The 24,791-nt window shown below is 65.1% G+C and carries 25 protein-coding genes and 1 pseudogene; 20 read left to right on the top strand and 6 right to left on the bottom strand.

What is annotated here, in order from left to right:
* Window positions 1-74 precede the first annotated feature (74 nt).
* Window positions 75-1,226: a CaiB/BaiF CoA-transferase family protein gene (locus M3I53_RS09865; RefSeq protein ID WP_254315762.1), complete on the bottom strand. Its 1,152-nt coding sequence runs from the start codon at window positions 1,224-1,226 to the stop codon at window positions 75-77.
* Between the two features lie 16 nt (window positions 1,227-1,242).
* Window positions 1,243-2,193 carry a hydroxymethylglutaryl-CoA lyase gene (locus M3I53_RS09870; RefSeq protein ID WP_254315763.1) on the bottom strand — a complete coding sequence of 317 codons (951 nt, stop codon included), beginning with the start codon at window positions 2,191-2,193 and terminating at the stop codon, window positions 1,243-1,245.
* Between the two features lie 127 nt (window positions 2,194-2,320).
* On the opposite strand from M3I53_RS09870, the gene M3I53_RS09875 reads away from it, so the two are divergent.
* On the top strand, window positions 2,321-3,250 hold the full coding sequence (locus M3I53_RS09875; protein WP_254315764.1) for a LysR family transcriptional regulator: 930 nt from the start codon (window positions 2,321-2,323) through the stop codon (window positions 3,248-3,250).
* 20 nt (window positions 3,251-3,270) lie between these two features.
* Here the strand turns inward: M3I53_RS09875 and M3I53_RS09880 are convergent, their stop codons facing one another.
* Entirely contained in the window at window positions 3,271-4,218 is a 948-nt protein-coding gene (locus M3I53_RS09880) for a LysR substrate-binding domain-containing protein (protein WP_254315765.1), read from the bottom strand.
* Window positions 4,219-4,398: 180 nt separating this feature from the next.
* Between M3I53_RS09880 and M3I53_RS09885 the strand changes: the two genes are divergently transcribed.
* The 10 genes from M3I53_RS09885 to M3I53_RS09930 all read left to right on the top strand — a co-directional run bounded on the left by M3I53_RS09885 (window position 4,399) and on the right by M3I53_RS09930 (window position 13,603).
* Window positions 4,399-5,466, top strand: a complete 1,068-nt coding sequence (locus M3I53_RS09885; RefSeq protein ID WP_254315766.1) for an ABC transporter substrate-binding protein — start codon at window positions 4,399-4,401, stop codon at window positions 5,464-5,466.
* Window positions 5,467-5,515: 49 nt separating this feature from the next.
* Window positions 5,516-6,586, top strand: a complete 1,071-nt coding sequence (locus tag M3I53_RS09890) for an ABC transporter ATP-binding protein (RefSeq protein WP_254315767.1) — start codon at window positions 5,516-5,518, stop codon at window positions 6,584-6,586.
* Window positions 6,573-7,445, top strand: a complete 873-nt coding sequence (locus tag M3I53_RS09895) for an ABC transporter permease (protein ID WP_254315768.1) — start codon at window positions 6,573-6,575, stop codon at window positions 7,443-7,445. The genes M3I53_RS09890 and M3I53_RS09895 overlap by 14 nt, the downstream gene beginning before the upstream one ends.
* Window positions 7,446-7,456: 11 nt before the next feature.
* Window positions 7,457-8,254, top strand: a complete 798-nt coding sequence (locus M3I53_RS09900; RefSeq protein WP_254315769.1) for an ABC transporter permease — start codon at window positions 7,457-7,459, stop codon at window positions 8,252-8,254.
* A complete protein-coding gene (locus tag M3I53_RS09905) occupies window positions 8,251-9,393 on the top strand; it encodes an FAD-binding oxidoreductase (protein WP_254315770.1) in 1,143 nt (380 codons plus the stop codon). Before M3I53_RS09900 ends, M3I53_RS09905 begins: the two co-directional genes overlap by 4 nt.
* A gap of 7 nt (window positions 9,394-9,400) precedes the next feature.
* Window positions 9,401-9,775, top strand: a complete 375-nt coding sequence (locus M3I53_RS09910; protein WP_254315771.1) for a (2Fe-2S)-binding protein — start codon at window positions 9,401-9,403, stop codon at window positions 9,773-9,775.
* Window positions 9,765-11,195, top strand: coding sequence for an NAD(P)/FAD-dependent oxidoreductase (locus M3I53_RS09915; RefSeq protein ID WP_254315772.1), 1,431 nt, complete (start codon window positions 9,765-9,767; stop codon window positions 11,193-11,195). Before M3I53_RS09910 ends, M3I53_RS09915 begins: the two co-directional genes overlap by 11 nt.
* On the top strand, window positions 11,188-12,369 hold the full coding sequence (locus tag M3I53_RS09920; protein ID WP_254315773.1) for an FAD-binding oxidoreductase: 1,182 nt from the start codon (window positions 11,188-11,190) through the stop codon (window positions 12,367-12,369). Before M3I53_RS09915 ends, M3I53_RS09920 begins: the two co-directional genes overlap by 8 nt.
* Before the next feature lie 55 nt (window positions 12,370-12,424).
* Window positions 12,425-12,778, top strand: coding sequence for a RidA family protein (locus M3I53_RS09925; RefSeq protein WP_254315774.1), 354 nt, complete (start codon window positions 12,425-12,427; stop codon window positions 12,776-12,778).
* A 159-nt stretch (window positions 12,779-12,937) separates the two neighbouring features.
* A complete protein-coding gene (locus M3I53_RS09930; protein ID WP_254315775.1) occupies window positions 12,938-13,603 on the top strand; it encodes a DUF2278 family protein in 666 nt (221 codons plus the stop codon).
* A gap of 62 nt (window positions 13,604-13,665) precedes the next feature.
* On the opposite strand, the gene M3I53_RS09935 is transcribed toward M3I53_RS09930, so the two are convergent.
* Complete coding sequence (locus M3I53_RS09935; protein ID WP_254315776.1) at window positions 13,666-15,867, bottom strand: TonB-dependent siderophore receptor; 2,202 nt, start codon at window positions 15,865-15,867, stop codon at window positions 13,666-13,668.
* Between the two features lie 351 nt (window positions 15,868-16,218).
* Between M3I53_RS09935 and M3I53_RS09940 the strand changes: the two genes are divergently transcribed.
* Window positions 16,219-16,524, top strand: coding sequence for a hypothetical protein (locus M3I53_RS09940; protein WP_254315777.1), 306 nt, complete (start codon window positions 16,219-16,221; stop codon window positions 16,522-16,524).
* A 290-nt stretch (window positions 16,525-16,814) separates the two neighbouring features.
* Here M3I53_RS09940 and M3I53_RS09945 read toward each other — a convergent pair whose 3' ends face one another.
* Entirely contained in the window at window positions 16,815-17,240 is a 426-nt protein-coding gene (locus M3I53_RS09945) for a VOC family protein (protein ID WP_254315778.1), read from the bottom strand.
* Window positions 17,241-17,342: 102 nt separating this feature from the next.
* Between M3I53_RS09945 and M3I53_RS09950 the strand changes: the two genes are divergently transcribed.
* Window positions 17,343-18,236: a LysR family transcriptional regulator gene (locus tag M3I53_RS09950; protein WP_254315779.1), complete on the top strand. Its 894-nt coding sequence runs from the start codon at window positions 17,343-17,345 to the stop codon at window positions 18,234-18,236.
* 110 nt (window positions 18,237-18,346) lie between these two features.
* On the opposite strand, the gene M3I53_RS38430 is transcribed toward M3I53_RS09950, so the two are convergent.
* Entirely contained in the window at window positions 18,347-18,469 is a 123-nt protein-coding gene (locus M3I53_RS38430; RefSeq protein WP_309249509.1) for a hypothetical protein, read from the bottom strand.
* Between the two features lie 255 nt (window positions 18,470-18,724).
* Between M3I53_RS38430 and alr the strand changes: the two genes are divergently transcribed.
* From alr to M3I53_RS09990, 7 genes and pseudogenes are all read left to right on the top strand, one after another.
* Window positions 18,725-19,846, top strand: coding sequence for an alanine racemase (gene alr / locus M3I53_RS09960; RefSeq protein ID WP_254315780.1), 1,122 nt, complete (start codon window positions 18,725-18,727; stop codon window positions 19,844-19,846).
* A 189-nt stretch (window positions 19,847-20,035) separates the two neighbouring features.
* Window positions 20,036-20,146 (top strand): annotated as a pseudogene (locus M3I53_RS09965) (non-heme iron oxygenase ferredoxin subunit); the annotation flags it as partial.
* 294 nt (window positions 20,147-20,440) lie between these two features.
* Entirely contained in the window at window positions 20,441-21,556 is a 1,116-nt protein-coding gene (locus M3I53_RS09970; protein ID WP_375542495.1) for a SpoIIE family protein phosphatase, read from the top strand.
* 14 nt (window positions 21,557-21,570) lie between these two features.
* Window positions 21,571-22,134 (top strand): SiaB family protein kinase, encoded by a 564-nt coding sequence (locus M3I53_RS09975; RefSeq protein WP_254315782.1) that lies wholly within the window; start codon window positions 21,571-21,573, stop codon window positions 22,132-22,134.
* Window positions 22,135-22,152: 18 nt separating this feature from the next.
* On the top strand, window positions 22,153-22,539 hold the full coding sequence (locus M3I53_RS09980; protein ID WP_254315783.1) for a DUF1987 domain-containing protein: 387 nt from the start codon (window positions 22,153-22,155) through the stop codon (window positions 22,537-22,539).
* 22 nt (window positions 22,540-22,561) lie between these two features.
* Window positions 22,562-23,302, top strand: a complete 741-nt coding sequence (locus tag M3I53_RS09985) for a GGDEF domain-containing protein (RefSeq protein WP_375542490.1) — start codon at window positions 22,562-22,564, stop codon at window positions 23,300-23,302.
* Between the two features lie 143 nt (window positions 23,303-23,445).
* Window positions 23,446-24,576, top strand: a complete 1,131-nt coding sequence (locus M3I53_RS09990) for a patatin-like phospholipase family protein (RefSeq protein ID WP_254315784.1) — start codon at window positions 23,446-23,448, stop codon at window positions 24,574-24,576.
* The last annotated feature ends 215 nt before the right edge of the window (window positions 24,577-24,791 follow it).

The raw sequence follows: 24,791 nt of genomic DNA on the forward strand, positions 1-24,791 counted from the left end.
CTCGTGGCACGCGCAACCGTACGGCAGACCGGCGGGGGAACCGCGAAACTGCTGCTGCTTCGTCTGCCGCTGGCTCAGGGCGCTGCGTGTGACTTCAGGCCCGCGAGCACCTCTTCGGTATGCTCGCCCACCTTTGCCAGCGGCTGACGCACGCCGGGACGGCGGCCGCCCATCATGAGCGGCAGCAGCACGACTTCGGTCGTGCCGCCGTCGTCGGTCTGCATCGGCACGAGCCCGCCGCTCGCCTTGAGGTGCGGGTCGTCGAGCAACTGGTCGGGGCGCACGATCGGCGCATACGGAATGCCGGCCGCTTCGAGACGCGGCATGAGTTCGCCCACCTGCTGCGTGGCGAGCACGGCGCCGAGGCGTTCGAGCAACTCGGGCCGCACGGCCACGCGCAGGGCGTTGTTCGCGAAGTGCGGCTCGTCGGCGAGCTGCGGGCAGCCAATCACGTCGCACAGCGCCACGAACTGCTTGTCGCTCACCGCGCCGATGAAGAGCTGTTCGCCTTCGGCAAGCGTGAACACGTCGTACACGCTCCAGGCCGACACGCGCGAAGGCATGGGCGGCGGCGCTTCGTGCGTCATGGCGTACTGCTGCATGTGCTGCGCGCTCAGGAACACGCAGTTCTCGAACAACGCGGTCTGCACTTCCTGGCCGCGCCCGGTCGCGTCGCGCTCGCGCAGCGCGGCCAGCACGCCGATCGCGCCGAACATGCCGCCCATGATGTCGTTGACCGACGTTCCTGCGCGCAGCGGCCGCCCCGCAGGCCCGGTCATGTACGAGAGGCCGCCCATCATCTGCACGACTTCGTCGAGCGCGAGACGCTTTTCATAGGGGCCCGGCAAAAAGCCCTTGTGCGAGACGTAGATGAGGCGCGGATACTGCTGCGAGAGCGTGGCGTGATCGAGGCCGAGCTTTTCCATGAGGCCGGGCCGGAAGTTTTCCAGCATCACATCGCACTCGCCGATCAGCTCGAGGGCGGCGGCACGGCCCGACTCGGTGTTGATATCGAGCACCACGCTCTTCTTGTTGCGATTGAACGAGCGGAAAAAGCCGATTCCGAGGCCCGGCAAGTTGCGCGTCTTGTCGCCGCCGGGCGGTTCGATCTTGATGACTTCGGCGCCCAGGTCCGCGAGGATCATCCCGCAGGTGGGGCCCATGACCATGTGCGTGAATTCGATGACGCGCACGCCTTCGAGCGGCAAACGGTTTTGCTTGTTCATAAGGATCTCAAACTAGTCAGGCGTGATGCACGATTGCGCCAAAGGTCTTCGGCAGGCCGGCGCGCCAGAGCGTGCCGTGCAGCGTTTCGCCCTCCAGCCACTGGGCCACGCGCGCGCGCAGCGCCAGCAGCCGTTCGATGTCGATGCCGGTATCGATGCCCATGTCGGCAAGCATGAACGCGAGGTCTTCGCTCGATGCGTTGCCGCTCGCGCCCGGCGCATGCGGACAGCCGCCGATGCCGCCGAGCGTGGCGTCGAAGCGCGTGACGCCTGCCTCCAGCGCCGCATAGACGTTGGCGAGCGCGAGGCCGCGCGTGTCGTGAAAGTGCGCGCAGCACAGTCGCTCGCCCGCGATCTCGCGCGCGGCTTCGAAGAGTTCCCGCACGGCGGCGGGGTTTGCGTAGCCCACGGTATCGGCGAGGCTCACGCGGTCCGCGCCCGCATCGAGCAGCGCCTGCATGCAGCGCAGCACCTCGGCGGGCTCGACGCGCCCTTGCAGCGTGCAGCCGAACGCCGTGCCGATGCCACCTTCGATCAGCGTCTTTGCGCCGCTCGCGTCGCGCGCGGCGCGCATGCGCGCCACTTCGGCCACCACTTCACCGGGCGTCTTGCGCAGGTTCGCGAGGCTATGCGCCTCACTCGCGGAAAGGGGCACGAGCATCAGGTCCGCTTGCGCTTCCAGCGCGCGCTCGGCGCCCTTCAGGTTCGGCACGAGCACCGAGACGAAGAGGTCCGGCAGCGTCTTTGCGTAGGCGACGAGTTCCGCCGTATCCGCGAGTTGCGGCAGCAGGCGTGCCGGCACGAATGAGCCCACTTCGATCTCGCGCTGACCGGCTTCGTGCGCGGCGCGGATCCATTCGATCTTGTGTTCGGTAGGCAGCACCGTCTGGATGCTCTGCAGGCCATCGCGCAGGCCGACTTCTCGTATCACGGCACGAGTCCGGGCCCACTGAGGTAATGGGGGCATGTTGGTGTCTCCGTTTTTGTCTCCAGCGATGTGCTAACTTTAGGCATTCCGCAAAATACATAAAGCGGTATTTTGGAAGCTTCAAGATTCCAATACGGAAACTCATAAAAGCCCGTCAGGAGACACAGTGCACGACATCGACCTCAAGACCCTGCGCCTTCTCGTGAGCGTGTGCGAGCACGGCAACATGGGGCGCGCGGCGCGCGAGGAGCACATCGAGCCCTCCGCCATCAGCAAGCGCATCGCCCAGCTCGAAAGCGATTTCGGCGTGCCGCTGCTTACGCGCTCGCGCCGCGGCGTGCAGCCCACCGCGGCGGGTCTCGCGCTGCTCGAGCATGCGCGCAGCGTGATCTTTACGCTCGAACGCGCGGCCAGCGACGTCGCCGCCCTCGGGAGCGGGCTCTCGGGCAGCGTGAGCGTGTGCGCCTCGGCCTCCGCGATCGCCGAGGCGCTGCTCGACGATCTCGCGTCGTTCATGCGCTTGCCGGCCTACAAGAACATCCGCGTGAATGTGGAAGAACGCACCTCGCGCGAACTCGTGGAGCGCGTGCGCGACGGCGCGGCCTCGCTAGGCGTGTGCTGGGACAACGTGGACCTCGGGGGACTGCAATCGCGCCCTTGGCGCGAAGACCGGCTTGTGCTCGCCGTCCATCCCGAACACCCGCTCGCGAAACGCCGCACCATCGCCTTTGCGGAAACGCTCGATTACGAGCACGTGGGCCTGCCGACCTCCACGGCCGTGCATACGATGCTGCGGCAGTCGGCGGCGCGCAGCGGACGCACGGTCGCCTATCGCGCGGTGGTCTCGACGCTCGACGCGGCGTTTCGCGTGGTGGCCGCCAATCTCGGCATCAGCGTCGTGCCCCAGGAGGTGAGCAACACCTACCGGCGCATCATGGACGTGCACACCATCCCCCTCACCGACGTCTGGGCGCGGCGGCGTTTCATCGTCTGCTTCCGTGCGTTCGACACGCTCCAGCCGGCGGCGCAGCGCATGGTCGAACATCTCGTGGAGCGCGCGGGGCAGAAGAAGCGCGGCGCGAAAGGCAAAGCCTGATCGCGCGCCTCAAACCACCGTCAAGCCGCCGCTTTCTTCGCGCGTTTGCGCGTGGGCTCGCGATCGGCCGCTTTCATCTGCGTAATCAAACCGTCGTGGTGCTCGCGCAGCACCTCGACGAATTCGGCCACGAGACGCTCGCGCGGCCGGTTCGGCGGAAACAGCAAGTATGTGGGGAACAGCACCGCCGGCGAGAACGGCCGAATCGCAATGTCCGGCCCCGCGAAATCGCGCGCGACAATGGGATGCGCGAGCGTCACGCCCATGCCGCAGCGGACCATCTCACAGCAGATCGCCGTGTACTGCGCCTCGATGGCGAGTACGCGCTCCACGCCCGCACGCTGGAAGACTTCGTCCATTTGCGTGCGCGTGCCGTCGCCGTGGCACAGCGAAATGAACGATTCTCCTTCGAGATCGGCGGGCCGGATCATGGCCTTTTTCGCGAGCGCATGCGTGGCCGGCATCACGCAGACGGCCGCGACCTTCGAAAGCATTTCGACCTCGCAGTTCGACGCTTCGCTGATGTACACCGCCACACCCAGATCGCAGAACTGCGAGCCGGTCCAGTGATTCACTGTGCCCGATGTATTCACGTGCAGCGAAACGGTCACGCCAGGATAGAGGCGGCGGAACTTGTCGATCGCGTGCGGCACGAGCGTGAGCCCCGCGGAAGGCATGGCGGCGATGCGCAAACGCCCGCTGCCGAGATTGCGGATTTGCGCGGCGGCGGTGCTGAGTCCTTGCAGACCCACATACGCGCGCTCGACTTCGCGAAAGAACGCATTGCCCTCGCTCGTCGGAATGAGGCGGATGCCTACGCGCTGAAACAGCGTGAGGCCGGTCTCGCGCTCCAGTTGCCCGATCAGGCGGCTCACGTTGGGCTGCGATGTGTATAGCGCCTTCGCGGCGGCCGTCATCGAGCCCGACACCATCACCGCGCGAAACGCCTCGACGTGCTTCAGATTCAAGGTGGCTTCTCCTGGGCTTAACCCTGATTCATACGCCAGGGCCTAACCCTGGTCCATATCATCCCCGTATAGGTTGGCATTTTATTCGTATTGGACGATATGGCCAGCGCGGCACAGACTGCGATGCATCGGCGCACTGTCCGGTCCGCCGTTCCCCACACTCGAATGGAGATCGTCGTCATGAAAGCCGCGATGCGCCGTCGTTCAACCTTCCGCCACAAAACCACATTCGTCGCACTCGCCGTCGCCGGCACGCTCGCCGCGGCCTCGCTCGCCCAGGCCGAAACCACTCTGTACGTCGCCAACGTCGGCGGCTCCAACGAGCAGCTCTATCGTCAGAAGATCATCCCGGCGTTCGAAAAGGCGCATGACGTCAAGATCGTGTACGTGGCGGGCAATTCGAGCGACACACTCGCCAAGCTCCAGGCGCAAAAGGGCCACGAGCAGATCAACGTCGCCGTGATGGACGACGGCCCGATGTATCAGGCGATGCAACTCGGCCTGTGCGGCAAGCTCGACGACGCCCCGGTCATGAAGGACCTCTATCCGCTCGCACACATCGGCCCGACCGCCGTGGGCGTGGGCATGGTGGCGACCGGCATCGGCTATAACGAACAGGCGTTCAAAAAGCTCGGTCTGCCCGCGCCCAATTCGTGGAAGTCGCTCGAAGACGCACGCGTGAAAGGCAAGCTCGGCGTGCCGCCCATCACCAACACCTACGGCCTGCATACGCTCGTGATGCTCGCGCGCCTGAACGGCGGCGGCGAGAAGGACATCGACCCCGGCTTCAAGGCCCTGACGAAGCAGGTCGCGCCCAACGTGCTTTCGTGGGCGCCCACGCCCGGCGAAATGGACGGCCTCATGCAATCCGGCGACGTGATCATCGCGCCTTACGGCAGCGGCCGCGCGGTGGCGCTGCAAAACACCGGCTTCCCGCTCAAGTTCATCTACCCGAAGGAAGGCGGCGTGGCGCTGCAGGTGGCCGCGTGCTCCATTGCGCAGAACGCACAGCAGCAGCTCTCGCAGCAGTTCATCCAGTTTCTGCTGAGCCCGGAAGTGCAGGCGCAGCAGGCAGCCGACATCGGCCTCGGGCCCGTCAACAAGACCGTCAAGCTCACGCCGGAAGTGGCCGCGCGCGTGCCTTACGGTCCTGACCAGATCGCGAAGCTCACGGCGATGGACTGGACCACCATCAACGAGCATCGCACCGAGTGGACCGAGCGCTGGAACCGTTCGGTCGAGCGCTGATGCGCGCGCTCCCAGCCCCGCACCCAACGCACAGCGAGGACCGACGCTCATGAGCTTCCTCACCCTGCAAGGCATCTCGAAGCGCTACGGCGACTTCACGGCGATCGAGCAGATCGACCTCACGGTCGCGCGCGGCGAGTTTCTCTCGTTGCTCGGTCCCTCGGGTTGCGGCAAGACGACCACACTGCAGATGATCGCGGGTTTCGTCACGCCGAGCACGGGCCGCATCACGCTCGATGGCCGCGACATCACCCACGAACGGCCGGAGAAACGCGGCATTGGCGTGGTGTTTCAAAGCTATGCGCTGTTTCCGCATATGACGGTGGCCGGTAACGTGGGCTTCGGTCTGGAGATGCGCAAGATGAAGCGCGCGCAACGCGCGGAGCGTATTGCCGAGGCGCTGGAACTCGTGCGTTTGCGCGGGCTCGACGCGCGCTACCCGAAGGAGCTTTCGGGCGGCCAGCGCCAGCGCGTGGCGATCGCCCGCGCACTGGCCATGCAGCCCGAACTCTTGCTGCTCGACGAGCCGATGTCGAACCTCGACGCCAAGCTGCGCGAAGAGATGCATATCGAACTGCGCGCTATCCAGAAACGCCTTGGCATCACGACCCTGCTCGTCACGCACGACCAGGTGGAAGCGATGACGATGAGCGACCGCATCGCCGTCATGCACCGCGGCACGATCGCGCAGCTGAGCACGCCGTTCGACGCTTACGAGCGGCCGGCCACGCCCTTCGCCTCAACCTTCCTTGGCCGCACCAATACGCTCGCGGGCGAAGTGCTGCGCCGCAATCCGCGTTGCGCCGAGGTCGAAGTCGCCGGGACGATGCTGCACGTGCCGCACGAAGGCCGCGAGGTGGCGGGCGCCGTGAACGTCTACATCCGCCCTGAAAAAGTGCATCTGGCCAACGGCGACGCGCGTCTCACGGGGCGCGTGACGACGCGCGTGTTCGTGGGCAATCAATGGCTGCTCGCCGTGGAAACCCCGCTCGGCAAGCTCCACGTCGCACAGCCCAACCACGGCGCACCGCCGCCCGAGGAAGGCCACGAAGTGGGACTCGCCTGGACCGACGACGATCTGCGCGTGCTCACGCGGGAGGGCGCTCATGGCAACGCTTGACGATTCGCGCGCGGGCGCGGCTCCGTGGCTGCTCTCTGCGCCGGCGCTGCTGCTTTTTCTCGCGCTGCTGCTGGTGCCGCTTCTGCTCACCTTCGTGCTCTCGTTTCATGTTTTCAGCGACATCGCGGGTGTGCAACGCGGCTGGACCGTCACCAATTACCTGGAGGTCCTGAGCGATCCCTACTACGGCGAAATCTTCCTGCGCACTGCCGGACTCGCATTCGCCGTCACGCTGCTTTCCGTCGTGCTGGGTGTGCCCGAAACGCTGGTGCTCGCGCGCATGCGCAGACCCTGGCAGTCGGTTTGCCTGCTGATCGTGCTCGGCCCGCTGCTGATCTCGGTGGTGGTGCGAACGCTCGGCTGGCAAATCCTGCTGGGCAATAACGGCGTGCTCAACAACGCGCTACAGGCACTCCACATCACCGACGAACCCATTCGTCTCGTCTTCACCATGACGGGCACCATCATCGCCCTCACGCACGTGCTGGTGCCGTTCATGGTGATGTCGGTCTGGGCGACGCTGCAAAAGCTCGATCCGCAGGTCGAATGGGCCGGGCGCTCGCTCGGCGCCTCGCCGCTGCGCGTGTTCCGCCGCGTGATCCTGCCGCAGATCATGCCGGGCGTGCTCTCGGGTTCGATCATCGTGTTCGCGCTTTCGGCCTCCGCATTCGCCACGCCCGCGCTGATCGGCGGACGACGCCTGAAGGTCGTCGCCACGGCCGCCTACGACGAGTTCCTCGGCACCCTGAACTGGCCGCTGGGCGCGAGCATTGCCGTGCTGCTACTGATTGCCAACGTGGCGATCGTGATGGGCTGCAGCCGACTCGCCGAACGCCGTTTCAAGCACATCTTCGACTGACGGGGCCCCGCATGAAACGCAACGGATTCCTCGGGCTCGCGTTCAACGCGCTATTTCTTACCTTCATGCTCGCGCCGATCGTCGTGGTGCTGCTCGTGGCCTTCACGGACAAGGGCTATATCTCGATGCCGTTCGACGGCGCCTCGCTGCGCTGGTTTCGCGCGATCTGGCAGAACGGCGACATCGTCTCGGCGTTCTGGCTCTCCGTGCGCCTCGCGTTCGTCGCGGCCACCATTGGCGTGGCGCTCGCGGTGCCCGCCGCACTCGCCATCGCGCGCTACCGTTTTCCGGGGCGCGGCGCGCTGGTGAGCTTCTTCCTCTCGCCGATGATGATTCCCGCCGTGGTGCTTGGCATCGCGTTCCTGCGCTTCCTCTCGCTGCTGAACCTGAACGGCTCGTTCTGGGCGCTCGTCGCCGCGCACGTGGTGATCGTGCTGCCGTATGCGCTGCGTCTCGCGCTTTCTTCGGCGGTCGGCCTCGATCGCGACGCCGAACGCGCGGCGCTTTCGTGTGGCGCGAGCCGCTTCACGGCATTCCGCCGCGTGGTGCTGCCGATGATTCGTACAGGCGTGGCGGGCGGCTGGGTGCTGTCGTTCATCCAGAGCTTCGACGAGCTCACCATGACCATTTTCGTCGCGACGCCCGGCACCACCACGCTGCCGGTCGCCATGTACAACCAGATCGCGCAGACGATCGATCCGCTCGTCACCTCGGTGTCGGCGGTGCTGATCGTCGGCACGATCCTGCTGATGCTGCTGCTCGACCGCATGGTCGGGCTGGACCGCATCCTGATCGGAGAAGCCCGATGACACACAACTCCACCGCGAGCCCCGACGTGCTCGTGATCGGCGGCGGCCTCGTCGGCTCCGCCGTGGCCTATGGGCTCGCCCGCGAAGGCGCGCGCGTGACCGTGCTCGACGAGGACGACGGCGGCTTTCGCGCCTCGCGCGGCAACTTCGGCCTCGTCTGGATTCAGGGCAAGGGTTACGGCCTTTCGCCGTACGCGCGCTGGTCGCGTAGTTCGGCGCAGCGCTGGCCGCTGCTCGCGCAAAGCCTCGCCGACGAGGCGCGCGTGGACGTCGCGCTGCGTCAGCCTGGCGGCTTTCACATCTGCTTCTCGGACGAAGAACTCGCCGAGCGCCATAAACGGCTCTCCACCCTGCAGGCCGAGATCGGCGATTATCCGTTCGAACTGCTAAATCATTCTGAACTGCGCGAGCGGCTGCCCGGCATCGGCCCTGCGGTCGCAGGCGCGAGCTATACGCCGATGGATGGCCACGTCAACCCGCTTAAGCTGCTGCGCGCGCTGCATCTCGCCATGCAGCGGCGCGGCGTACGGCTCGTCTCGGGCGAACGCGCCGAGCGTATCGCCGCCGGGCCGGGCGGGTTCAGCGTGCAAGGCCGGCGCGGCGTGTATCACGCTGCGCGCGTCGTGCTCGCGGCCGGCCTCGGAAATCGCGCGCTCGCGCCGCACGTGGGTCTGAACGCCCCTGTTGCGCCCAATCGCGGCCAGGTGCTCGTGAGTGAGCGCATCGCGCCGTTTCTGCGCTACCCGACTATCAACGTGCGGCAGACCGACGAAGGCACGGTGCAGTTCGGCGACTCGATGGAAGAAGCCGGCTTCAACGACTTCACCACCACGCCGATCCTGCGCCAGATCGCGGCGCGCGGCGTGCGCGCGTTTCCGATGCTCGCTCATGTGAGGCTCGTGCGCATGTGGGCCGCGCTGCGCGTGTACAGCCCCGATGGCTTTCCGATCTACGACCAGTCCGAGGCGCATCCGGGCGCCTTCGTCGTCACTTGCCATAGCGGCGTGACGCTCGCCGCGGCCCACGCGCTGCGCATCGCGCCGTGGATCACCGGCGGTCCGATGCCTGCCGACCTGCCCGCTTTCTCCGCGCGCCGCTTCGTGACCGACGCGACCGCCGAACCGATCCTCGCACACTGATCACGCCATGACAGTCCAATCTACCCAGGCGCCCGCGCCGCTGTTCAAGACCCTCTCCGACGCCGAAACGCGCGTCGATATCTGCTTCAACGGCCAGCCGCTGTCCGTACCCGCCGACCGCTCCGTTGCCGCCGCGCTGCTCGCCGCAGGTGTATCGCGCTTTCGCGCGACGCCCGTTTCGGGTTCGCCGCGCGCGCCGTTCTGCATGATGGGCGCGTGTTTCGAATGCCTCGTGGAGATAGACGGCGTGCCGAGCCGGCAGAGCTGCATGGTGCCCGTGCGCGCGGGCATGCAGATCCGCTCGCAGGAAGGCGCGCGCGACCTGCCGCCCGAACCCGGCACGAATGCCGACACGCTAGAGGAGAACGCTCATGCCCGGTGATTATCAAGGCGATGCCAAAGCCGATTTCAATGCGCAAGCCGTCGATGTCGTCGTGGTCGGCGCGGGTCCTGCCGGGATGAGCGCGGCCACCCGTTCGGCGCGCACCGGACTATCAGTGGTCCTGATCGATGAGCAGGACGCCGTCGGCGGCCAGATCTATCGCGCGATAGGCCGCGCCGACGCCCGCCGCAAGGAGATACTCGGCCCCGACTACGCGGCGGGCGACGCCATCGCCCAGGCGTTCGCACATTCCGGCGCGCGCCATGTCGCCCACGCCTCGGTATGGCAGGTCACGCGCGAACATGCCGTTCACTACCTCAAGGACGGCAAGGTAGGCAGTTTCCAGGCGAAGCGCGTGATTCTCGCGAGCGGGGCGCTGGAGCGGCCGTTCCCCATTCCGGGCTGGACCCTTCCCGGCGTGCTCACGGCAGGCGCCGCGCAAATCCTGCTCAAGAGTGCGGGCGAAGTGCCCGCCTCGCCGCCCGTGCTCGCGGGCTGCGGGCCGCTGCTCTACTTGCTCGGCTGGCAATACGTACGGGCAGGCGTGCCGATACGCGCGCTCGTCGACACCACCCGCCATGAAGATCGCTGGCGCGCGAAACGCCACCTGCTTGCCGCGCTGCGCTCGTGGCCGTTCCTGAGCAAAGGCCTGCATCTGATTCGCACGCTGCGCGAGGCCACGGTACCCATTTTCGAGGCCGCCGACGACCTCGCCATCGAGGGCCGCCAGGGCAGCGACGGCGTGCAGCGCGCAGCCGCCCTCACGTTTACGTCGCAAGGACGCGCGCAACGCGTCGAGGCCGATGTGATACTGCTGCACCAGGGCGTGGTGCCCAACACGCAGTTCACGCAGGCGCTGCGCGCCACGCACCGCTGGGACAACGGGCAGCTCTGCTTTACACCGCAAACGGATGCGTGGGGCGAACTCGACGTGCCCGGTATCTTCGTGGCCGGCGACGGCGCGGGCATCGGTGGGGCCCAGGCTGCGGCGCAACGGGGCGTGCTCGCGGCGCTCGCCGCCGCCGCACAGCTAGGCTCGATCGACGCAGCCGCGCGCGATCGCGAGGCGGGTCCCCATCGCGCGGAACTCGACCGCGTAATGCGCATCCGCCCGTTCCTCGACAGCCTTTACCGCCCGCGCGACGCGAACCGCATTCCCGCCGACAGCACCATCGTCTGCCGCTGCGAAGAGGTGACGGCGGGCGAACTGCGCGGCTTCGTCGGCCTCGGCTGCCTCGGCCCGAACCAGGCGAAGTCGTTCGGACGCTGCGGCATGGGGCCGTGCCAGGGCCGCATGTGCGGCCTTACCGTGACCGAAGTGATCGCCGAGGCGCGCAAGGTGCCCCCAGCCGAGGTGGGCTACTACCGCATCCGCCCGCCCATCAAGCCGCTCACGCTCGGAGAACTCGCTGGTGAATGACGCCCGAACTTCCCCTGCGAGCGCCGTGCAGGAAGCGGACGTGCTCGTGATCGGCGGCGGTCTGCACGGTTCGAGCAGCGCCTTTCACATGGCGCGCCGCGGCGCGAGCGTGATCGTGCTCGAAGCCGACTACGTGGGCCGCCATTCGTCGGGCGTGAACGCGGGCGGCGTGCGCACGCTCGGCCGGCCGCTTCCCGAGATTCCGCTCGCCCTCATGTCGCGAGAAATCTGGCACGCGCTGCCCGACACCATCGGCGACGACGGCGGCTTCGTTCCGTCCGGACAACTGAAGATTGCCGAAACCGAGGCCGAGCTGGAGGAGTCCCGTGAACGCGTCACGCTGCTCGAATCGCACGGCTTCACGCACGAAAAGCTGATCGACCGCGAGACGGTGCTCGAACTTGAACCTGCACTGGCGAAGCACGTGACGGGCGGCATCTGGGTCGAGCGCGATGGCTATGCACTGCCCTTTCGCACCACCACGGCGTTTCGCCTCGCCGCGCAGAAGCACGGCGCGCGCTTTTACGAAGGCACGGCGGTCACGCACATCGAGCCGCGCGGCGAGCGCTGGATCGCGCAGACCCCGCGCGGCACCTTCGCCGCGCGCAAGCTGCTCGTCACGGCGGGCGCGTGGTCGGGCGAACTGGCGCGCCAGGCCGGCGAACCGGTGCCCGTGCACCCCGAAGGGCTCATGCTGATGGTCACGCACCGCGTGGCGCCTTTCTGCCGCGCGACACTCGGCGCAACGGGCAGGCCGCTTTCGTTCAAGCAGTTCGATAACGGCACGGTGGTGATCGGCGGCAAGCTGATCGGCATCGCGGATCTGCCGGGGCGGCACGGCGAAGTCGATTTCATTCGGCTCGTGAAAAGCGCACAGACCGTCGTCGATCTGTTTCCCCATCTGCGCCATCTGGGCGTGAACCGCACATGGGCCGGCGTGGAAGCGTTCACGGCCGACTCGCTGCCCATCATCTCGGCGAGCCGACGTGCCGCGAACCTTTACTACTCATTCGGCTATTGCGGCAGCGGCTTTCAACTCGGGCCCGCGTGCGGGCGCCTCGTTTCCGAACTCGTGCTCGACGGCGCGCCTTCGCTTTCGCTCGATGCGTTCGCGATCGACCGCTTCGAGCGCGCCGCGGTGCAGGCGCCGCTGGCCGGCGTTGCCGCACATTGACACCATCGAATCCCTCACCCCGTATCGCCATTGCGGCGAAGGAGCTTGCAGACACATGAACGATATCGTTCGCATTGAAACCCATCAGCGCATGAGCCGCGTCGTGAAGGCAGCGGGACTCGTGTTCGTGGGTGGGCAGACGTCGGCCGATCCGTCGCCCGACGTGAAGATACAGACCGCCGCCGTGCTCGCGAAAATCGACGGCTTTCTGGCCAAGGCCGGCATCGACAAAACGCGGCTCGTCTCCGCTCAGGTCTGGCTCGCCGATATCGCGCGCGACTTCACCGGCATGAACGAGGTGTGGGACGCATGGGTGCCCGAAGGTGGCGCGCCCACACGCGCGACGGTGCAGGCGCAGCTGGCATCGCCGCAACTGCTCGTGGAAATCGCGGTCGTGGCGCTGGGCTGAGCGCCGCGTGAGGCTGGCGGCGCCCCCATGAAAGCGCGCCGACAGCCGCAGTCGAGCAACCGTAAAGCGATGGGCACGGCATCGCGCGCACGCTGTAAGCGCAAGTTCACGTTCGCACGGCACAATGGCGAACCCCACCCGAACTTAGAGGAGCGCGCGATGGCCCTTCCTTACGGCTACGTCAAGGCTAAAATTGTTTCCGCGCCGCAGTTAAAGGCCACGCGGCGGCCGCACGAGGTCCAGTATCACCTGCACTTCGGCGTGACGGTCAACGGTGCGCGTTGGGACATCGCTGTGAACGTCGGCACCACGGACGCGGACGACCTGCTCAAGTACAAGCTCGTATTCGACTTCAACCACAACGTGCTGACCACGCTCGAGGGCGCGGCCGAAGGCTCGACCGATCTCACGGGCACCGAAGCGCTGCCGGCCATCGACTTCGAGCGCAGCGACTTCCTCGCCAATACGGGTGCATGGCGCAACAGCGACGTGATGGACGGCTCCGACCAGGTGGAGCCCGTCGCCTCGCTGCAGCGCCTGCTGTTGCGCGCGCAACAATCGTCGCTCGACGTCTACGTATTTGGCCGCTTCTACAGCGAAGGCGACGGCATTCACGATGTCCACATGAACCAGGGATCGAAGGGCGAGTTCATCCACAAGGCGGGCAGCGACGCGAACGATCACAACGACATCTGGCAGGACGGCGCGCTGCTCGTGGATCTGGGCGACCCCGAATGGGCCTTGTATGTAGCGGCGTTCGATCAGCAATACGTGCCCACCGACGACCTCGGCAACCCCACGCCTGAATCACAGCCGATTTCGTAAACGGCGCGCGGGCGCATGCCGGAAGGCCGCCATGCGCCCGCGCGTTGAAACGGATCGAGGGTTTAGAAGTCGATCTTCGCGTTAAGGCTGACCGTTCGCGGATCGCCCGGCGCGATGTAATCGGAGTACTGGAACATCCAGTAACGGCGATTCGTGATGTTGTCGATGGCCGCGCGCAGCGTCACGTCGTGGCCGCCAACGCGGGTGAAGTAGTTCGCGCCCACGTTCACGAGCATGTATCCGCCCGTTTCCAGATTGTTTGCCGGACGCACCTGGGTGCTGCCCGTGAACTTTGCATCCGCGGCCAGTTGCAGGCCTTGCAGGTAAGGCACGTCGTAGGTCACGCGGCCTGCAGCGACGAAGGTCGGCGCGCCGGCTACGCGATTGCCGTTGTACGACTGGCCCTTCGCATACCACGTATCGAGCAGCGTGACGCTGCCTGCCACCTGCCAGCTTCGGCCCAGCCGTACACTGCCGCCCGCCTCGACGCCTTCGTAAATCGAATTGCCGTCCTGCACGTAGACGTTGTCGGCGTTCGCATAGGCCGCGCCGCGCTCGATGCGGAACAGGGCCGCCGTCGCGCTCCAGCGCTCGTGTTCGCTCTTGATGCCGATTTCATACTGACGCGAGCGCAACGGGCGCAGCATCGCGCCGCCGTTCGCATAGATGCTGTCGACGATCGCGCCCTGCTCCAGTGCCTCGACGTAGCTCGTGTACAGCGTCGTGTTCGGCTGGAGCTTGTACATGAACGCGAACGTCGGCGTGAGCACGCCGTTCTGGCTGTACTGGGAGGTTTTTTCGCCTGTGGTTGCGTAGTTGTTCTGACTATAGTTCGTATAACGCAGGCCCGCGAGCACCGACCAGCGGCTTGTGATCTGCATCGTGTCGCTCACGAACGCCGAGGCCTGAGTGATGTCGCTCGTCCGGTACGTTTCGAGCCCGCCGCCCGAATAGAAGCGCCACGGGTTGGGCTGATACAGATTGCCGTTGCCGAGCACTGTGTAGATCGAGTTCGACGCGTAGTTGTTGGTCTGGTGCTGGTACGCGCCGCCAATCACGAGTTGATGCGTGAATGGCCCGGTCTTCACCTTGCCTTCGAACATGCCCTGCCAGTAGATGTCCTGATGGCCTTCGTCGCCGTTCCAGCGTGCGTCGGTGTAGTCGCCTGCCTGGTTGAGCAGCGTGAGCGTGCTCTCGTTGCGGTCGCGCGCGGACTTGCTGTAGCTGCCCGAGGTGGTGAACGACCAGTCGGGCGTGATCTGGTAACGCACGCCCGCCGTATAGAGCTGCAGGTTGGTGTTGATGTGCTGGTCGGTGCCGCCAAGCAGGTTGCTGCCGCCGCTGATCACAGCGGGCAGGCTCGATGCCGTGTAGCTGCCCGTGTAGATCGCGGGCGTCTGGCCGCTCGAACGGATCGTCTGATAGAGCGCGTTGAACCACACCTGCAGGTCGCGCGTGAGCTGGCCGTCGAGCGCGAGCGAAACCGAGTTGCGGTTGATATCGCCGGCGTTATAGGTCTTGCCCGCTTCCTTCGTGTAGTTCAGACGCGCGCCGAACATGTCGTCCGGGCCGAAGCGGCGGCTCAGGTCCACGTGCGTGCTCAGCACGCCGTCCATGCGATAGCCGACGTCGAGGCTTGTAACCGGGTCCTTCTCCGGCCGCTTCGTCACATAGTTGACGAGGCCGCCCGGCTGCGCGAAGCCGTACATGAAGCCGCCGAGGCCCTTGAGCAGTTCCACGCGCTCCAGCTGCTCGTAGGGCATGGTGATGCCGTACGAGATGAACGGATTGCCGTCGATGCGAAAGCCGTTCTGCCAGTCCACGGGCAGGCCGCGAATCGTGATGTAGGTGGCCCACGCGTTATAGGCGTTGCTGTTGTTGCTGACCGAGGCGTCGCCCGCGAACACATCGCCGAGCTTGTAGACCTGGCGCTCCGCCAGATTCTCGCCCGTCACGACGGTGGTCGAGAACGGCGTATCGAGCTGCGAGCGGGTGCCGAGCGCGCCGCTGTTCACGGGCGTGTTCAGGTTCAGCGGCGAATCGGCGACCTGGCTCGCGCTTACCTTCACGGCGGGCAGCGCCTGGTCCCTGCCGATGGCGGCGTCCCGAGGCGGCGCCTTCTGGGTTGCGCTCGTCGCGGCGCTGTCCTGCGTCGACGTTTGAGCGACAGCGGCCTGAGCCGCCGCGAAAGTAAGCCAGGCCGCAATATGCAGCGGCCGCGGCAGCGTGCGTCGCGCTTGCCGCGCGTGTTCTCGGTTGTTCATGTCGTTTCGAAAGGGTCGTCTCGCCAGTGCTTGTCGGATACTTCAATGAGAAGCATTCTCATTTTCACTGGCGGGCGATATTAACAAACCCTTACGACTTTTCCTAGAACCGGCGGCTCATTCGTCAGATTTGAGGGATTCCCTCGAAATACTGCTCAAAACTGACATCAGGCCGCGGAATTGCGTGTATTTCGCGCGAGAAGTACCGGAAATCGTCTGGATTGGGCAGCCGCACCGATGGGTCGCGCGCTCGCGCCGGCCTTGCTGCGGCGCGTGATGCCGGCGCCTGGAAATACGCTAAGTCGCGACATAAAATACAGACCCAGTCAGTTGCACTCACGTGGGCCGCGTATGAGACATGCTACGTTCCCCGTGCTGATCGTTCTGGCTTCGGTCCCGGCCGCATGGGCCATGGGCCTCGCCGCGGCGAACGAAAGCACGGATCTGCCCTCTCCCCAGAGCGCGGCGCCTGCCACGCTGCATTGGCCGCCCGCCTCGCCCTCGTCCATTCCGCCGGGCATTTCGCACGCCGCGTTGCATACGGGGACCCAGAAGGACGACAAGTCGTATTTCGAAACGCTCCCGGACGGCGATAAAAACCTCGACGATAACGGCGCGCCCTTGCGAGGCGATCGTTTCCGCTGGCAGCAGCCCTAGCATTCACCAGCCTGCCGCCTGCCCTCGTGGGCGGTCTCGCCTTTCTGCCCGGCACGAATCGCGCGGCCGACCGTAACGAACCGCGTCTATTACTTCGATTCCGCCACGCGCCCCGACACCTTCTGGGTCTCGCTGAGCAAGCTAAGCCTCAAGCCTGGCGCGCCCGCGATGAAGCTCACGATCGATTCGGCCAGGTGTATTCAGGCGAGGTGTCGGGAAATTTCGTGGCGACGCCGTCGTTCAAGTTCATGCGTGCGCCGGCGCCTTGATCGCCTCGCGACCATTCACGCTCATTTGGCGAAAAGCTGGCCGATGTCCTTGAACGCCTTGAATTCAAGCGCGTTGCCGCACGGGTCGAGGAAGAACATCGTGGCTTGCTCGCCCACCTGCCCCTTGAAGCGAACGTAAGGTTCGATCACGAACTTCACGCCGAAGCTCTTGAGGCGCTCGGCCAGAGCCTCCCAGTCGTCCCAGCTCAGCACGACGCCGAAATGCGGCACCGGCACGTCGTGGCCGTCCACGGGATTCGTGTGCGCGTGGTCCTGCGAGGCCGTTTTTGGGTGCTCGTGAATCACGAGCTGGTGGCCGAAGAAGTCGAAGTCGACCCACTGCGCGCTAGAGCGCCCTTCCGCGAGGCCGAACACGCGGCCGTAGAAGTCGCGCGCGGCTGCGAGGTCATAAACTGGAATGGCGAGGTGAAAGGGGGAAAGCGACATGCGTGTCTCCACGGTCATCGAAAGCGATCCCGCCATGGTAGACAGACCGAAGCAAAAACAAAATCAATATATAATTTCTCAATACACAAATATTCTTGATGAATGATACGCGAACTCAGAACCCTCGTTGCGGTGGCGAGAGAAGGCACGTTCGCTGCGGCGGGACAAAAGATCGGCTTGACCCAGGCCGCGGTGAGCGCGCAAATGCAGCGCCTCGAAGCGGAACTGGGTTTCGCGCTGTTCGACCGCGAAGGGCGCGCCGCGCGCCTGAACGCGATGGGCCAACAGATCCTCGCCCGGGCGCAGGAAGTCATCCGGCTCTATGAAAACCTGAGTACGAGCGCGGCCGGCCCCGCGGCGACCGGGCGCGTCACGCTCGGCGCGATCGCTTCCGTGCAGCGCGCGCTGGTGCCCGAGGCGCTGGCCGAATTACACCGCCGTTGCGCCGGCTGCCGCACGCGTGTGATCCCTGGCGTTTCGATGGAACTTCACAATCTGGTGGATGCGGGCGAAATCGACATGGCGGCCATCATCCGGCCACCCTTCGCACTGCAAAGCGATTTGCGCTGGACCACGCTCGCGCGCGAACCGTTCCGGCTCATCGTGCCGCGTCACGTAAGAGGCCACGACTGGGCCGAGCTGCTGGCGACGCAACCCTTCATCCGCTACGATCGGGCATCTTTCGGCGGACGCCAGGTAGACCGCTTCTTGCGCCGCATGCACTACACCGTGCAGGACCTGAGCGAACTCGACGAACTGGAGGCCATCGTCGGGCTCGTTGCGAACGGCGTGGGCGTCGCGCTCGTGCCGCAAACGTCGGCATGGCGGCGCTGGCCAGCCAGGGTGCGCGCGATCGATCTAGGGCAGCACACGTTCCACCGCGACGTCGGTCTCGTGCATCGCGCGCCGGGCACGCTGAGCGATCCAGCGCGCCTGCTGATCCAGCTGCTCGAATGGCGCGCCCGTGAGCAGCAGCCCGCGGACGAGGCGCAATGAGGCCATCATGCCTTGCAGGCCCGACACGTTAGCACTTCAAAACAATTTATTTTTTCTGCCTGGAGCCTCCGGCAACAAGGCTCTCTGGCGGCCGCTGGCCGATAACCTCGTTACGCCGGCAGCGCGCCGGCTTCGTCGGCTATCCGGGCTTTGGCGGCGAACCGGCGGAGCCGGCAGTCGCCAGAATCGACGACATCGTGCAGCGCGTGCTGGCCATGGTCCATCGCCAGCATCACCCAGCCGAGCCCTGCTGCTTTGGGGCGACAACGTGGTACACGGCGGCGAGCATGATCTCGCGAGCGTCCATGCCGAGGCGTTGGCGCCCCTCGTGGAGGCGCATCTGATGGCGGATTGATCCAATGCACGGCGACCCGGGCAACAGTCGTTTCGACCAAATTCGTCGTTAAATACATTAAAAATAACTGGACGAAAATCAATACGATTGCAGAAATCACTAGACCGTCGCCGTTCAACCCACAGGAACGCCTATGCCGCGCCCCATCGCCGCCCGCATTCAACCCGACGCCATCCGTCATAACCTGCAGCTTGTGAAGCAGAGCGCCACCGGCTCGCGCGCCTTCGCCGTGATCAAGGCCAATGCGTACGGCCACGGCATCGAGCGCATCTATCCGGCGCTCGCGGGCGCCGACGGCATCGCCCTGCTCGACCTCGATGAAGCCGTGCGCGTGCGCGAGCTGGGCTGGACCAAACCGCTGCTGCTGCTCGAAGGCGTGTTCGAACCCGCCGACGTCGAGTTGGCCGCAGCGCACCGGCTCACCGTGGCCGTGCATTGCGACGAGCAACTCGATCTGCTCGCGGCAGCGAAGCCGCAGCATCCGATCGATATCCAGCTGAAGATGAACTCAGGCATGAACCGCCTCGGCTTCCGCCCACATGCGTATCGCGCCGCGTGGGAGCGCGCACGCGGCATTGCGTCGATCGGCGCGATCGGCCTCATGACGCACTTCGCAAACGCCGACGACGGCCACATCGACTGGCAGCTCGACACCTTCGACGCGGTGGTGCAGGACCTTCCCGGCGAGCAGTCGGTGTCGAATTCGGCGGGCGTGCTCTGGCACCCGCGCGCGCATCGCGACTGGGTGCGCCCGGGCACGATCCTTTATGGTGCGTCGCCCACGGGCGTGGCGCGGCACGTGGAAGGCTTCGGACTGCGCGCGGCCATGACGCTCACGAGCCGCATCATCGGCGTGCAAACCCTCGCACCACAGGAAACCATCGGCTATGGCCGCACCTTCGAGGTCGACCGGCCCATGCGCATCGGCGTGGTGGCGTGCGGCTACGCGGACGGCTATCCGCGTCACGCGCCTACAGGCACGCCGATTGCCGTCGATGGCGTGCGCACGCGCGTGGTCGGGCGCGTCTCGATGGATATGCTCACGGTCGATCTCACGCCGTGCCCGCAGGCGGGCATCGGTTCGAGCGTCGAGCTGTGGGGCGACCACGTGCGCGTCGACGAAGTGGCCGAAGCGTCGGGCACCATTGGCTATGAGTTGATGTGCGCACTCGCACTGCGCGTGCCGGTGGTCGTGGCCGATGGCACGGATACGGCCCGCGCCACGCAAGCACACGGCGAGCGCGTAGCCGCCTGACTGCGCCAAAAGCTCGCTGACGCAGTTTCGTCAAACTTCCGGTTGAGCCCCGGCGTTTGCAGCTGCGCGACGATCTGGCGTTGGAGCCATGCGCGCGATCACACCGACACGTTTCGGCCCACGCTGAGGCCTGACCGGTTGCGCACACAACCTTCGACGCCGGTCTGGAGGCACTTCATGACCCACTCGAATGGCCGCTTCGACGTGCGTGACGGCGAGCCGCTTTGTGCACCGGTGTGTGAGAAGCTTGCAACGTATCCGGCCGGGCTCGAAGGTGGACGGCTCTATCTTGAAGTGTGAAGCACCGAAACCCTGCACAGGGAAGCGAAAAAAACACGCAAACGTTAGCGCGGCACTCGCCGATCATTACGGTGTATTAAACAAGCCAACCTTAGCGCCTACTCTCGTCCATGTAACGAGAATGACATAAATAGCCATTAGCGTGCTGATTCTCCATATTAATCGGAATGGATAGTCATGCACCCCGCGCTCGCGCAGTTTCGTCGTCCGGGTCTACCCGTAGGCCCGCGCAGCGCCGGAGAACTGGCTCTGGAAGTGCCGGCTATCGACGCTTCGGATTCGAACTCTCTCGTCATGGAGATTTTCTATTCGAGGCGTGACATGGCCAGTCTCGCGGTGATCGAAAACGATCGCCCCATTGGGCTCATCAACCGCGATATTTTCATGTCGCAAATGAGCAAGCCGTTCCACCGCGAGCTATACGACAAGAAAAGCTGTATCGCGTTCATGGACAAGGAGCCATTGATCGTCGACGCGGCCATGAGCATCGAGGCGCTCACGTTCAAAACCGTTGAAGTCGGCGAGAAGGCGCTGGTCGACGGTTTCATCGTGACGCGCGAAGGCCGCTTCGCCGGCGTGGGCAACGGCTTGCGCTTGCTGTCCATCGTGGCGGAAATGCAGGCGGAAAAGAATCGGCAGATCATGCAGAGCATCGAGTATGCGAGCGTGATTCAGCAAGCCATGCTGCGCGCCTCGCGCGAAACGCTCGCGAGCATGCTGCCCGATGCGGCGCTCGTCTGGGAGCCGCGCGACGTGGTAGGCGGCGACTTTTACCATTTCGCAGCGTTCGCCGACGGCTGGTTCGGCGCAGTGGCCGATTGCACGGGGCACGGCGTGCCCGGTGCGTTCATGACCCTGCTCGCCTCGGCGTCGCTCTCGCAGGCGCTCGAACAGATCGGCCCGCGCAACCCTTCCGCGCTGCTGGCAGCCGTCAATCGCAATGTGAAGGGCCTGCTCGGGCAAATCAACGGCGCGGGCGACGCCCCGCAGTCCAACGACGGCCTCGACGCCGCGTTCTTCTGGTTCGACGCCGCCAGCAAGGTGCTGCACTTCGCGGGTGCGCGCGTCGCACTGCATGTCTTGCGCGCGGACGCTGAGCAGTTCGACAGCATTGCCGGCGACCGCATGGGCGTGGGCTATGTCGACAGCCTCGCCGATTACACGTGGACCCAGCACACCCTCGCCGTGCCGCACGGCAGCCTGCTGTTCGTTTCCACCGATGGCCTGACCGATCAGATCGGCGGCCCGCGCAGAATCGCCTTCGGCAAACGCCGGACGCTCGACCGGATTCTCGCTGAGCGCGAGAACGCTTCTTCATTCATCTGCGCACGCCTGCTCGAAACCTTCGCCGAATGGCAAGGCTCACAGGCGCGCCGCGACGATGTCACGCTTTTCTTTGCACGAGTTTGAGGTAGTTCACCAATATGTCTGCAATTCTGGATCAAAACTGCTGCTTCTTCGAAATCGCACAGAAGCGCAATTTGCTCTTCTATCACAAAGGCTATTTCTCGCACAGCATCGTCGCCGCGATGAGCGAGGTCGTCAAGCTGCAACTGGAAGTGGCGGGACTGAGCTCGTCCACGCGCAGGAGGATCTTCTCCTCGTTCATCGAGCTTTCGCACAATATCGTGCATTACTCGTGCGACGCACTCTCGGAAGATCAGGGCCAAGGCGGTGCAATCCGCGAAGGCGCGATGTGCGTTTCCGCCGAAGGCGAGCGCCACCTCATGGTGTGCGTGAATCCCATCGCGACGGCGGCCGTGGACGACTTGCGCGAGAAGCTGGAGCCGCTGCGCAACATGTCGATCGACGAAATCAGGCAGGCCTACAAGATGTCGCTGCGCGCCGACACGCCTGCCGACAGCAAAGGCGCGGGACTGGGTTTTCTGACGATGGCGCGCGACGCCAGTGCGCCGCTCGAATTCGCATTTCATCCACGCGAAGACGATACGGGCACCACACTGTTTTGCCTCAAGACCATCATCTGACCAGGGCACGCGTACAAAATGGAAAACCTTTTTATCGCCGCCACGGCAACGTCGCCGGAAATCGACTTCCGCTTCGACGAAAACGTGCTGTCACTGCGAGGCGAATCGTATCCCGAGAATGCCGCCGCGTTTTATGCGCCGATCATCGAGCGGCTCAATCTCTGGCTCAAGGATTGCGAAAACGCCGCGATCACGGTCGAGGTCACGCTCACCTACTTCAACAGCTCGAGCACGAAAATGCTGTTCAGCGTGTTCGACTCACTCGATCGCGCCGCCGCGGCGGGCAACCAGGTGCAGGTGAACTGGTATCGCGACGAAGAAGACGAAACGATCCTCGAATTCGGCGAGGAACTCCAAACCGACTTCACCGCAATCAAGTTCAATGATTGCCCGGTTGCAACGTGAGGACGCTTTGAGGACGACGCGCGTGGAAACGACTGGCTTGCGGGACGCAATGAAGGACCATTACCTCGACCTGTTCCGCAGTGAAAGCGAGGCGCTGGAGAGGGCCCGGGCGATTGCCGAGGCTCCGGAGGCGTACGCGCACAGTCATCGCGAGGCGCTCATCGAGCTGATCCAGCACTACGAGCGCCTGATGCGCGAAACCCGCCGCCTGATCGGGCGCAGCGATCGCGCCGAGCGCGAAATGCAGGCGCTGACGCAGCAACTGCACTATCGCGCGACGCACGACGCGCTGACCGGCGTGCTCAATCGCAGCGCCGTGATCGAACGCACAGTGAAGGCGCTACGCGCGAATCGGGCCGTGATGATCCTGCTCGACATCGACGACTTCAAGACGGTCAACGACGACTTCGGGCACCCGGCGGGCGACAGCGTGATTTCGGGCATCGTGAACTGCCTGCGGCGCATTCTCGGCGAGACCGGCATCATCGGACGCGTGGGCGGCGAAGAGTTCACGGTTGTCTTGCCGGGCTTCGACATCGCCGATGCCTTGCAACTCGCCGAGCGCATGCGCGCAGCCATTGCGAATCACGCGTTCCCCGCGCCGGTGTGCCGCTCCATTACCGCCAGTTTCGGCGTCAGCGACAATCCGGCCGGCACCGATTTCGACACGGCGTACGGACTCGCCGATTCCGCGCTTTATACCGCAAAGCGCGGCGGCCGCAACTGCGTGACGTTCGAAGGGCAAATCGCCTCGACCGGTTGAGGGACAGCGGCCATTCGGGCCGTTGCCACGCAACGCTCGTCTTTTCCGAACCCCACTACAATGGTGCGGAGAAAACGGCCACGCGTATGAAGAATGCAGGTCACGAAAGCGCGCGTCGGTCGAGCAAAACAGCGAGGCGATCGATGACAGCGAAGCAGCCGGCAAGCCTGGCGTTGCCAGGGCAAGTCGTACTCGTGTTGCAAGGCGGCGGCGCATTGGGCGCCTATCAACTTGGCGTCTATGAGGCGATGCACGAAGCCGGCATCCATGTGGACTGGGTGATCGGCACCTCCATTGGCGCCATCAATGCTGCGCTGATCGCCGGAAACGCACCCGAGCACCGCTTCGCGCGTCTGGACGAATTCTGGCACCGCGTCACCGACCGTACCCGCCTCGACGTGGCAGCAACGTGGCCTGGCTTCGCGCCCGGCTGGGACAAGACGTTCGCAAAGCTGATGATCATCGGCGGCGGCATCGCCGGGTTCTTTCAGCCCAACCCTGCATCGTGGTTCGGTCCGCTGGCACATCTCGGCGTCGATCGCGCGTCTTACTACAAGATTGCCCCGCTGCGCGACACGCTCGTTTCCCTGGTCGACTTCGAATTGCTGAACGCCGGGCATCCGCGCCTCACCGTGGGCGCGGTGAACGCACGCACGGGTGCGATGCGTTATTTCGATTCGCGCGACCAGCGCCTGAACGTCGAACACATCATGAGCTCGGGCGCGCTGCCGCCCGCGTTCCCGGCGGTGCGCATCGACGGTGAGCCCTACTGGGACGGCGGCATCTATTCCAACACGCCGGTCGAGGTCGTGCTGGACGACAAGCCGCGCCACAGTTCGGTGATCTTCTCGGCGCAGGTGTGGAATCCAGCGGGCCCGGAGCCGCAAAGCATCTGGCAGATCGCAGAGCGGCAAAAGGACATTCAATACGCGAGCCGCACGGAAAGCCATATTGCGCGCCAACAGCAGATCCACCGCTTGCGGCACGTGATCCGCGAACTGGCGAAGCGCGTGCCCGAGGCCGAACGCGACGCACTCGATGTGCGGGAGCTGGCGGCCTGGGGCTGCGAGACCACCATGCGGCTCATCAAGCTCGCGGCGCCTCGACTCGACGGCGACGACCAGTTGAAGGACATCGACTTCACACCGTCGGGCATCGCCGCGCGCCGGCGTGCGGGCTACGAGGCCGCGATGCGCGCGATCGAAGCGAGACCCTGGGAAGCCCCGATGGACCCGATAGAAGGACTCAGTGTCTATAGCGCGGACGAAGAATAAAAGAAAGCGACAGGGCGTGAGCCTCTATCGCCCCTCTCGGGCGTGGTTTTCGGCGTTGCGCCGAGCCCGAGATATATCCTGCCGGCCACTCCCCCTTGATCGGGTGCTTGAAGCGATTGCGCGCCGCACGCTCCGCTGTCGGTTGCATGCCTCGCCCGTTTACGATACTTTATGCTCGTTTTTGCTCGATTCGACGGGCAAGCCAACGAGCAAGC

This window comes from Paraburkholderia sp. CNPSo 3272, assembly GCF_024206495.1.
GTDB lineage: Bacteria > Pseudomonadota > Gammaproteobacteria > Burkholderiales > Burkholderiaceae > Paraburkholderia.

Bases quoted from the DNA above. Each gene is read 5' to 3' on its own strand.
- M3I53_RS38430 (WP_309249509.1), bottom strand. From the start codon at position 18,469: ATGCTGGCGATGGACCATGGCCAGCACGCGCTGCACGATGTCGTCGAT.
- M3I53_RS09870 (WP_254315763.1), bottom strand. From the start codon at position 2,193: ATGCCCCCATTACCTCAGTGGGCCCGGACTCGTGCCGTGATACGAGAA.
- M3I53_RS09900 (WP_254315769.1), top strand. From the start codon at position 7,457: ATGAAACGCAACGGATTCCTCGGGCTCGCGTTCAACGCGCTATTTCTT.
- M3I53_RS09950 (WP_254315779.1), top strand. From the start codon at position 17,343: ATGATACGCGAACTCAGAACCCTCGTTGCGGTGGCGAGAGAAGGCACG.
- M3I53_RS09990 (WP_254315784.1), top strand. From the start codon at position 23,446: ATGACAGCGAAGCAGCCGGCAAGCCTGGCGTTGCCAGGGCAAGTCGTA.
- M3I53_RS09915 (WP_254315772.1), top strand. From the start codon at position 9,765: ATGCCCGGTGATTATCAAGGCGATGCCAAAGCCGATTTCAATGCGCAA.
- M3I53_RS09905 (WP_254315770.1), top strand. From the start codon at position 8,251: ATGACACACAACTCCACCGCGAGCCCCGACGTGCTCGTGATCGGCGGC.
- M3I53_RS09895 (WP_254315768.1), top strand. From the start codon at position 6,573: ATGGCAACGCTTGACGATTCGCGCGCGGGCGCGGCTCCGTGGCTGCTC.
- M3I53_RS09910 (WP_254315771.1), top strand. From the start codon at position 9,401: ATGACAGTCCAATCTACCCAGGCGCCCGCGCCGCTGTTCAAGACCCTC.
- M3I53_RS09940 (WP_254315777.1), top strand. From the start codon at position 16,219: ATGAGACATGCTACGTTCCCCGTGCTGATCGTTCTGGCTTCGGTCCCG.
- alr (WP_254315780.1), top strand. From the start codon at position 18,725: ATGCCGCGCCCCATCGCCGCCCGCATTCAACCCGACGCCATCCGTCAT.
- M3I53_RS09865 (WP_254315762.1), bottom strand. From the start codon at position 1,226: ATGAACAAGCAAAACCGTTTGCCGCTCGAAGGCGTGCGCGTCATCGAA.
- M3I53_RS09930 (WP_254315775.1), top strand. From the start codon at position 12,938: ATGGCCCTTCCTTACGGCTACGTCAAGGCTAAAATTGTTTCCGCGCCG.
- M3I53_RS09970 (WP_375542495.1), top strand. From the start codon at position 20,441: ATGGAGATTTTCTATTCGAGGCGTGACATGGCCAGTCTCGCGGTGATC.
- M3I53_RS09935 (WP_254315776.1), bottom strand. From the start codon at position 15,867: ATGAACAACCGAGAACACGCGCGGCAAGCGCGACGCACGCTGCCGCGG.
- M3I53_RS09890 (WP_254315767.1), top strand. From the start codon at position 5,516: ATGAGCTTCCTCACCCTGCAAGGCATCTCGAAGCGCTACGGCGACTTC.
- M3I53_RS09975 (WP_254315782.1), top strand. From the start codon at position 21,571: ATGTCTGCAATTCTGGATCAAAACTGCTGCTTCTTCGAAATCGCACAG.
- M3I53_RS09925 (WP_254315774.1), top strand. From the start codon at position 12,425: ATGAACGATATCGTTCGCATTGAAACCCATCAGCGCATGAGCCGCGTC.
- M3I53_RS09980 (WP_254315783.1), top strand. From the start codon at position 22,153: ATGGAAAACCTTTTTATCGCCGCCACGGCAACGTCGCCGGAAATCGAC.
- M3I53_RS09945 (WP_254315778.1), bottom strand. From the start codon at position 17,240: ATGTCGCTTTCCCCCTTTCACCTCGCCATTCCAGTTTATGACCTCGCA.
- M3I53_RS09885 (WP_254315766.1), top strand. From the start codon at position 4,399: ATGAAAGCCGCGATGCGCCGTCGTTCAACCTTCCGCCACAAAACCACA.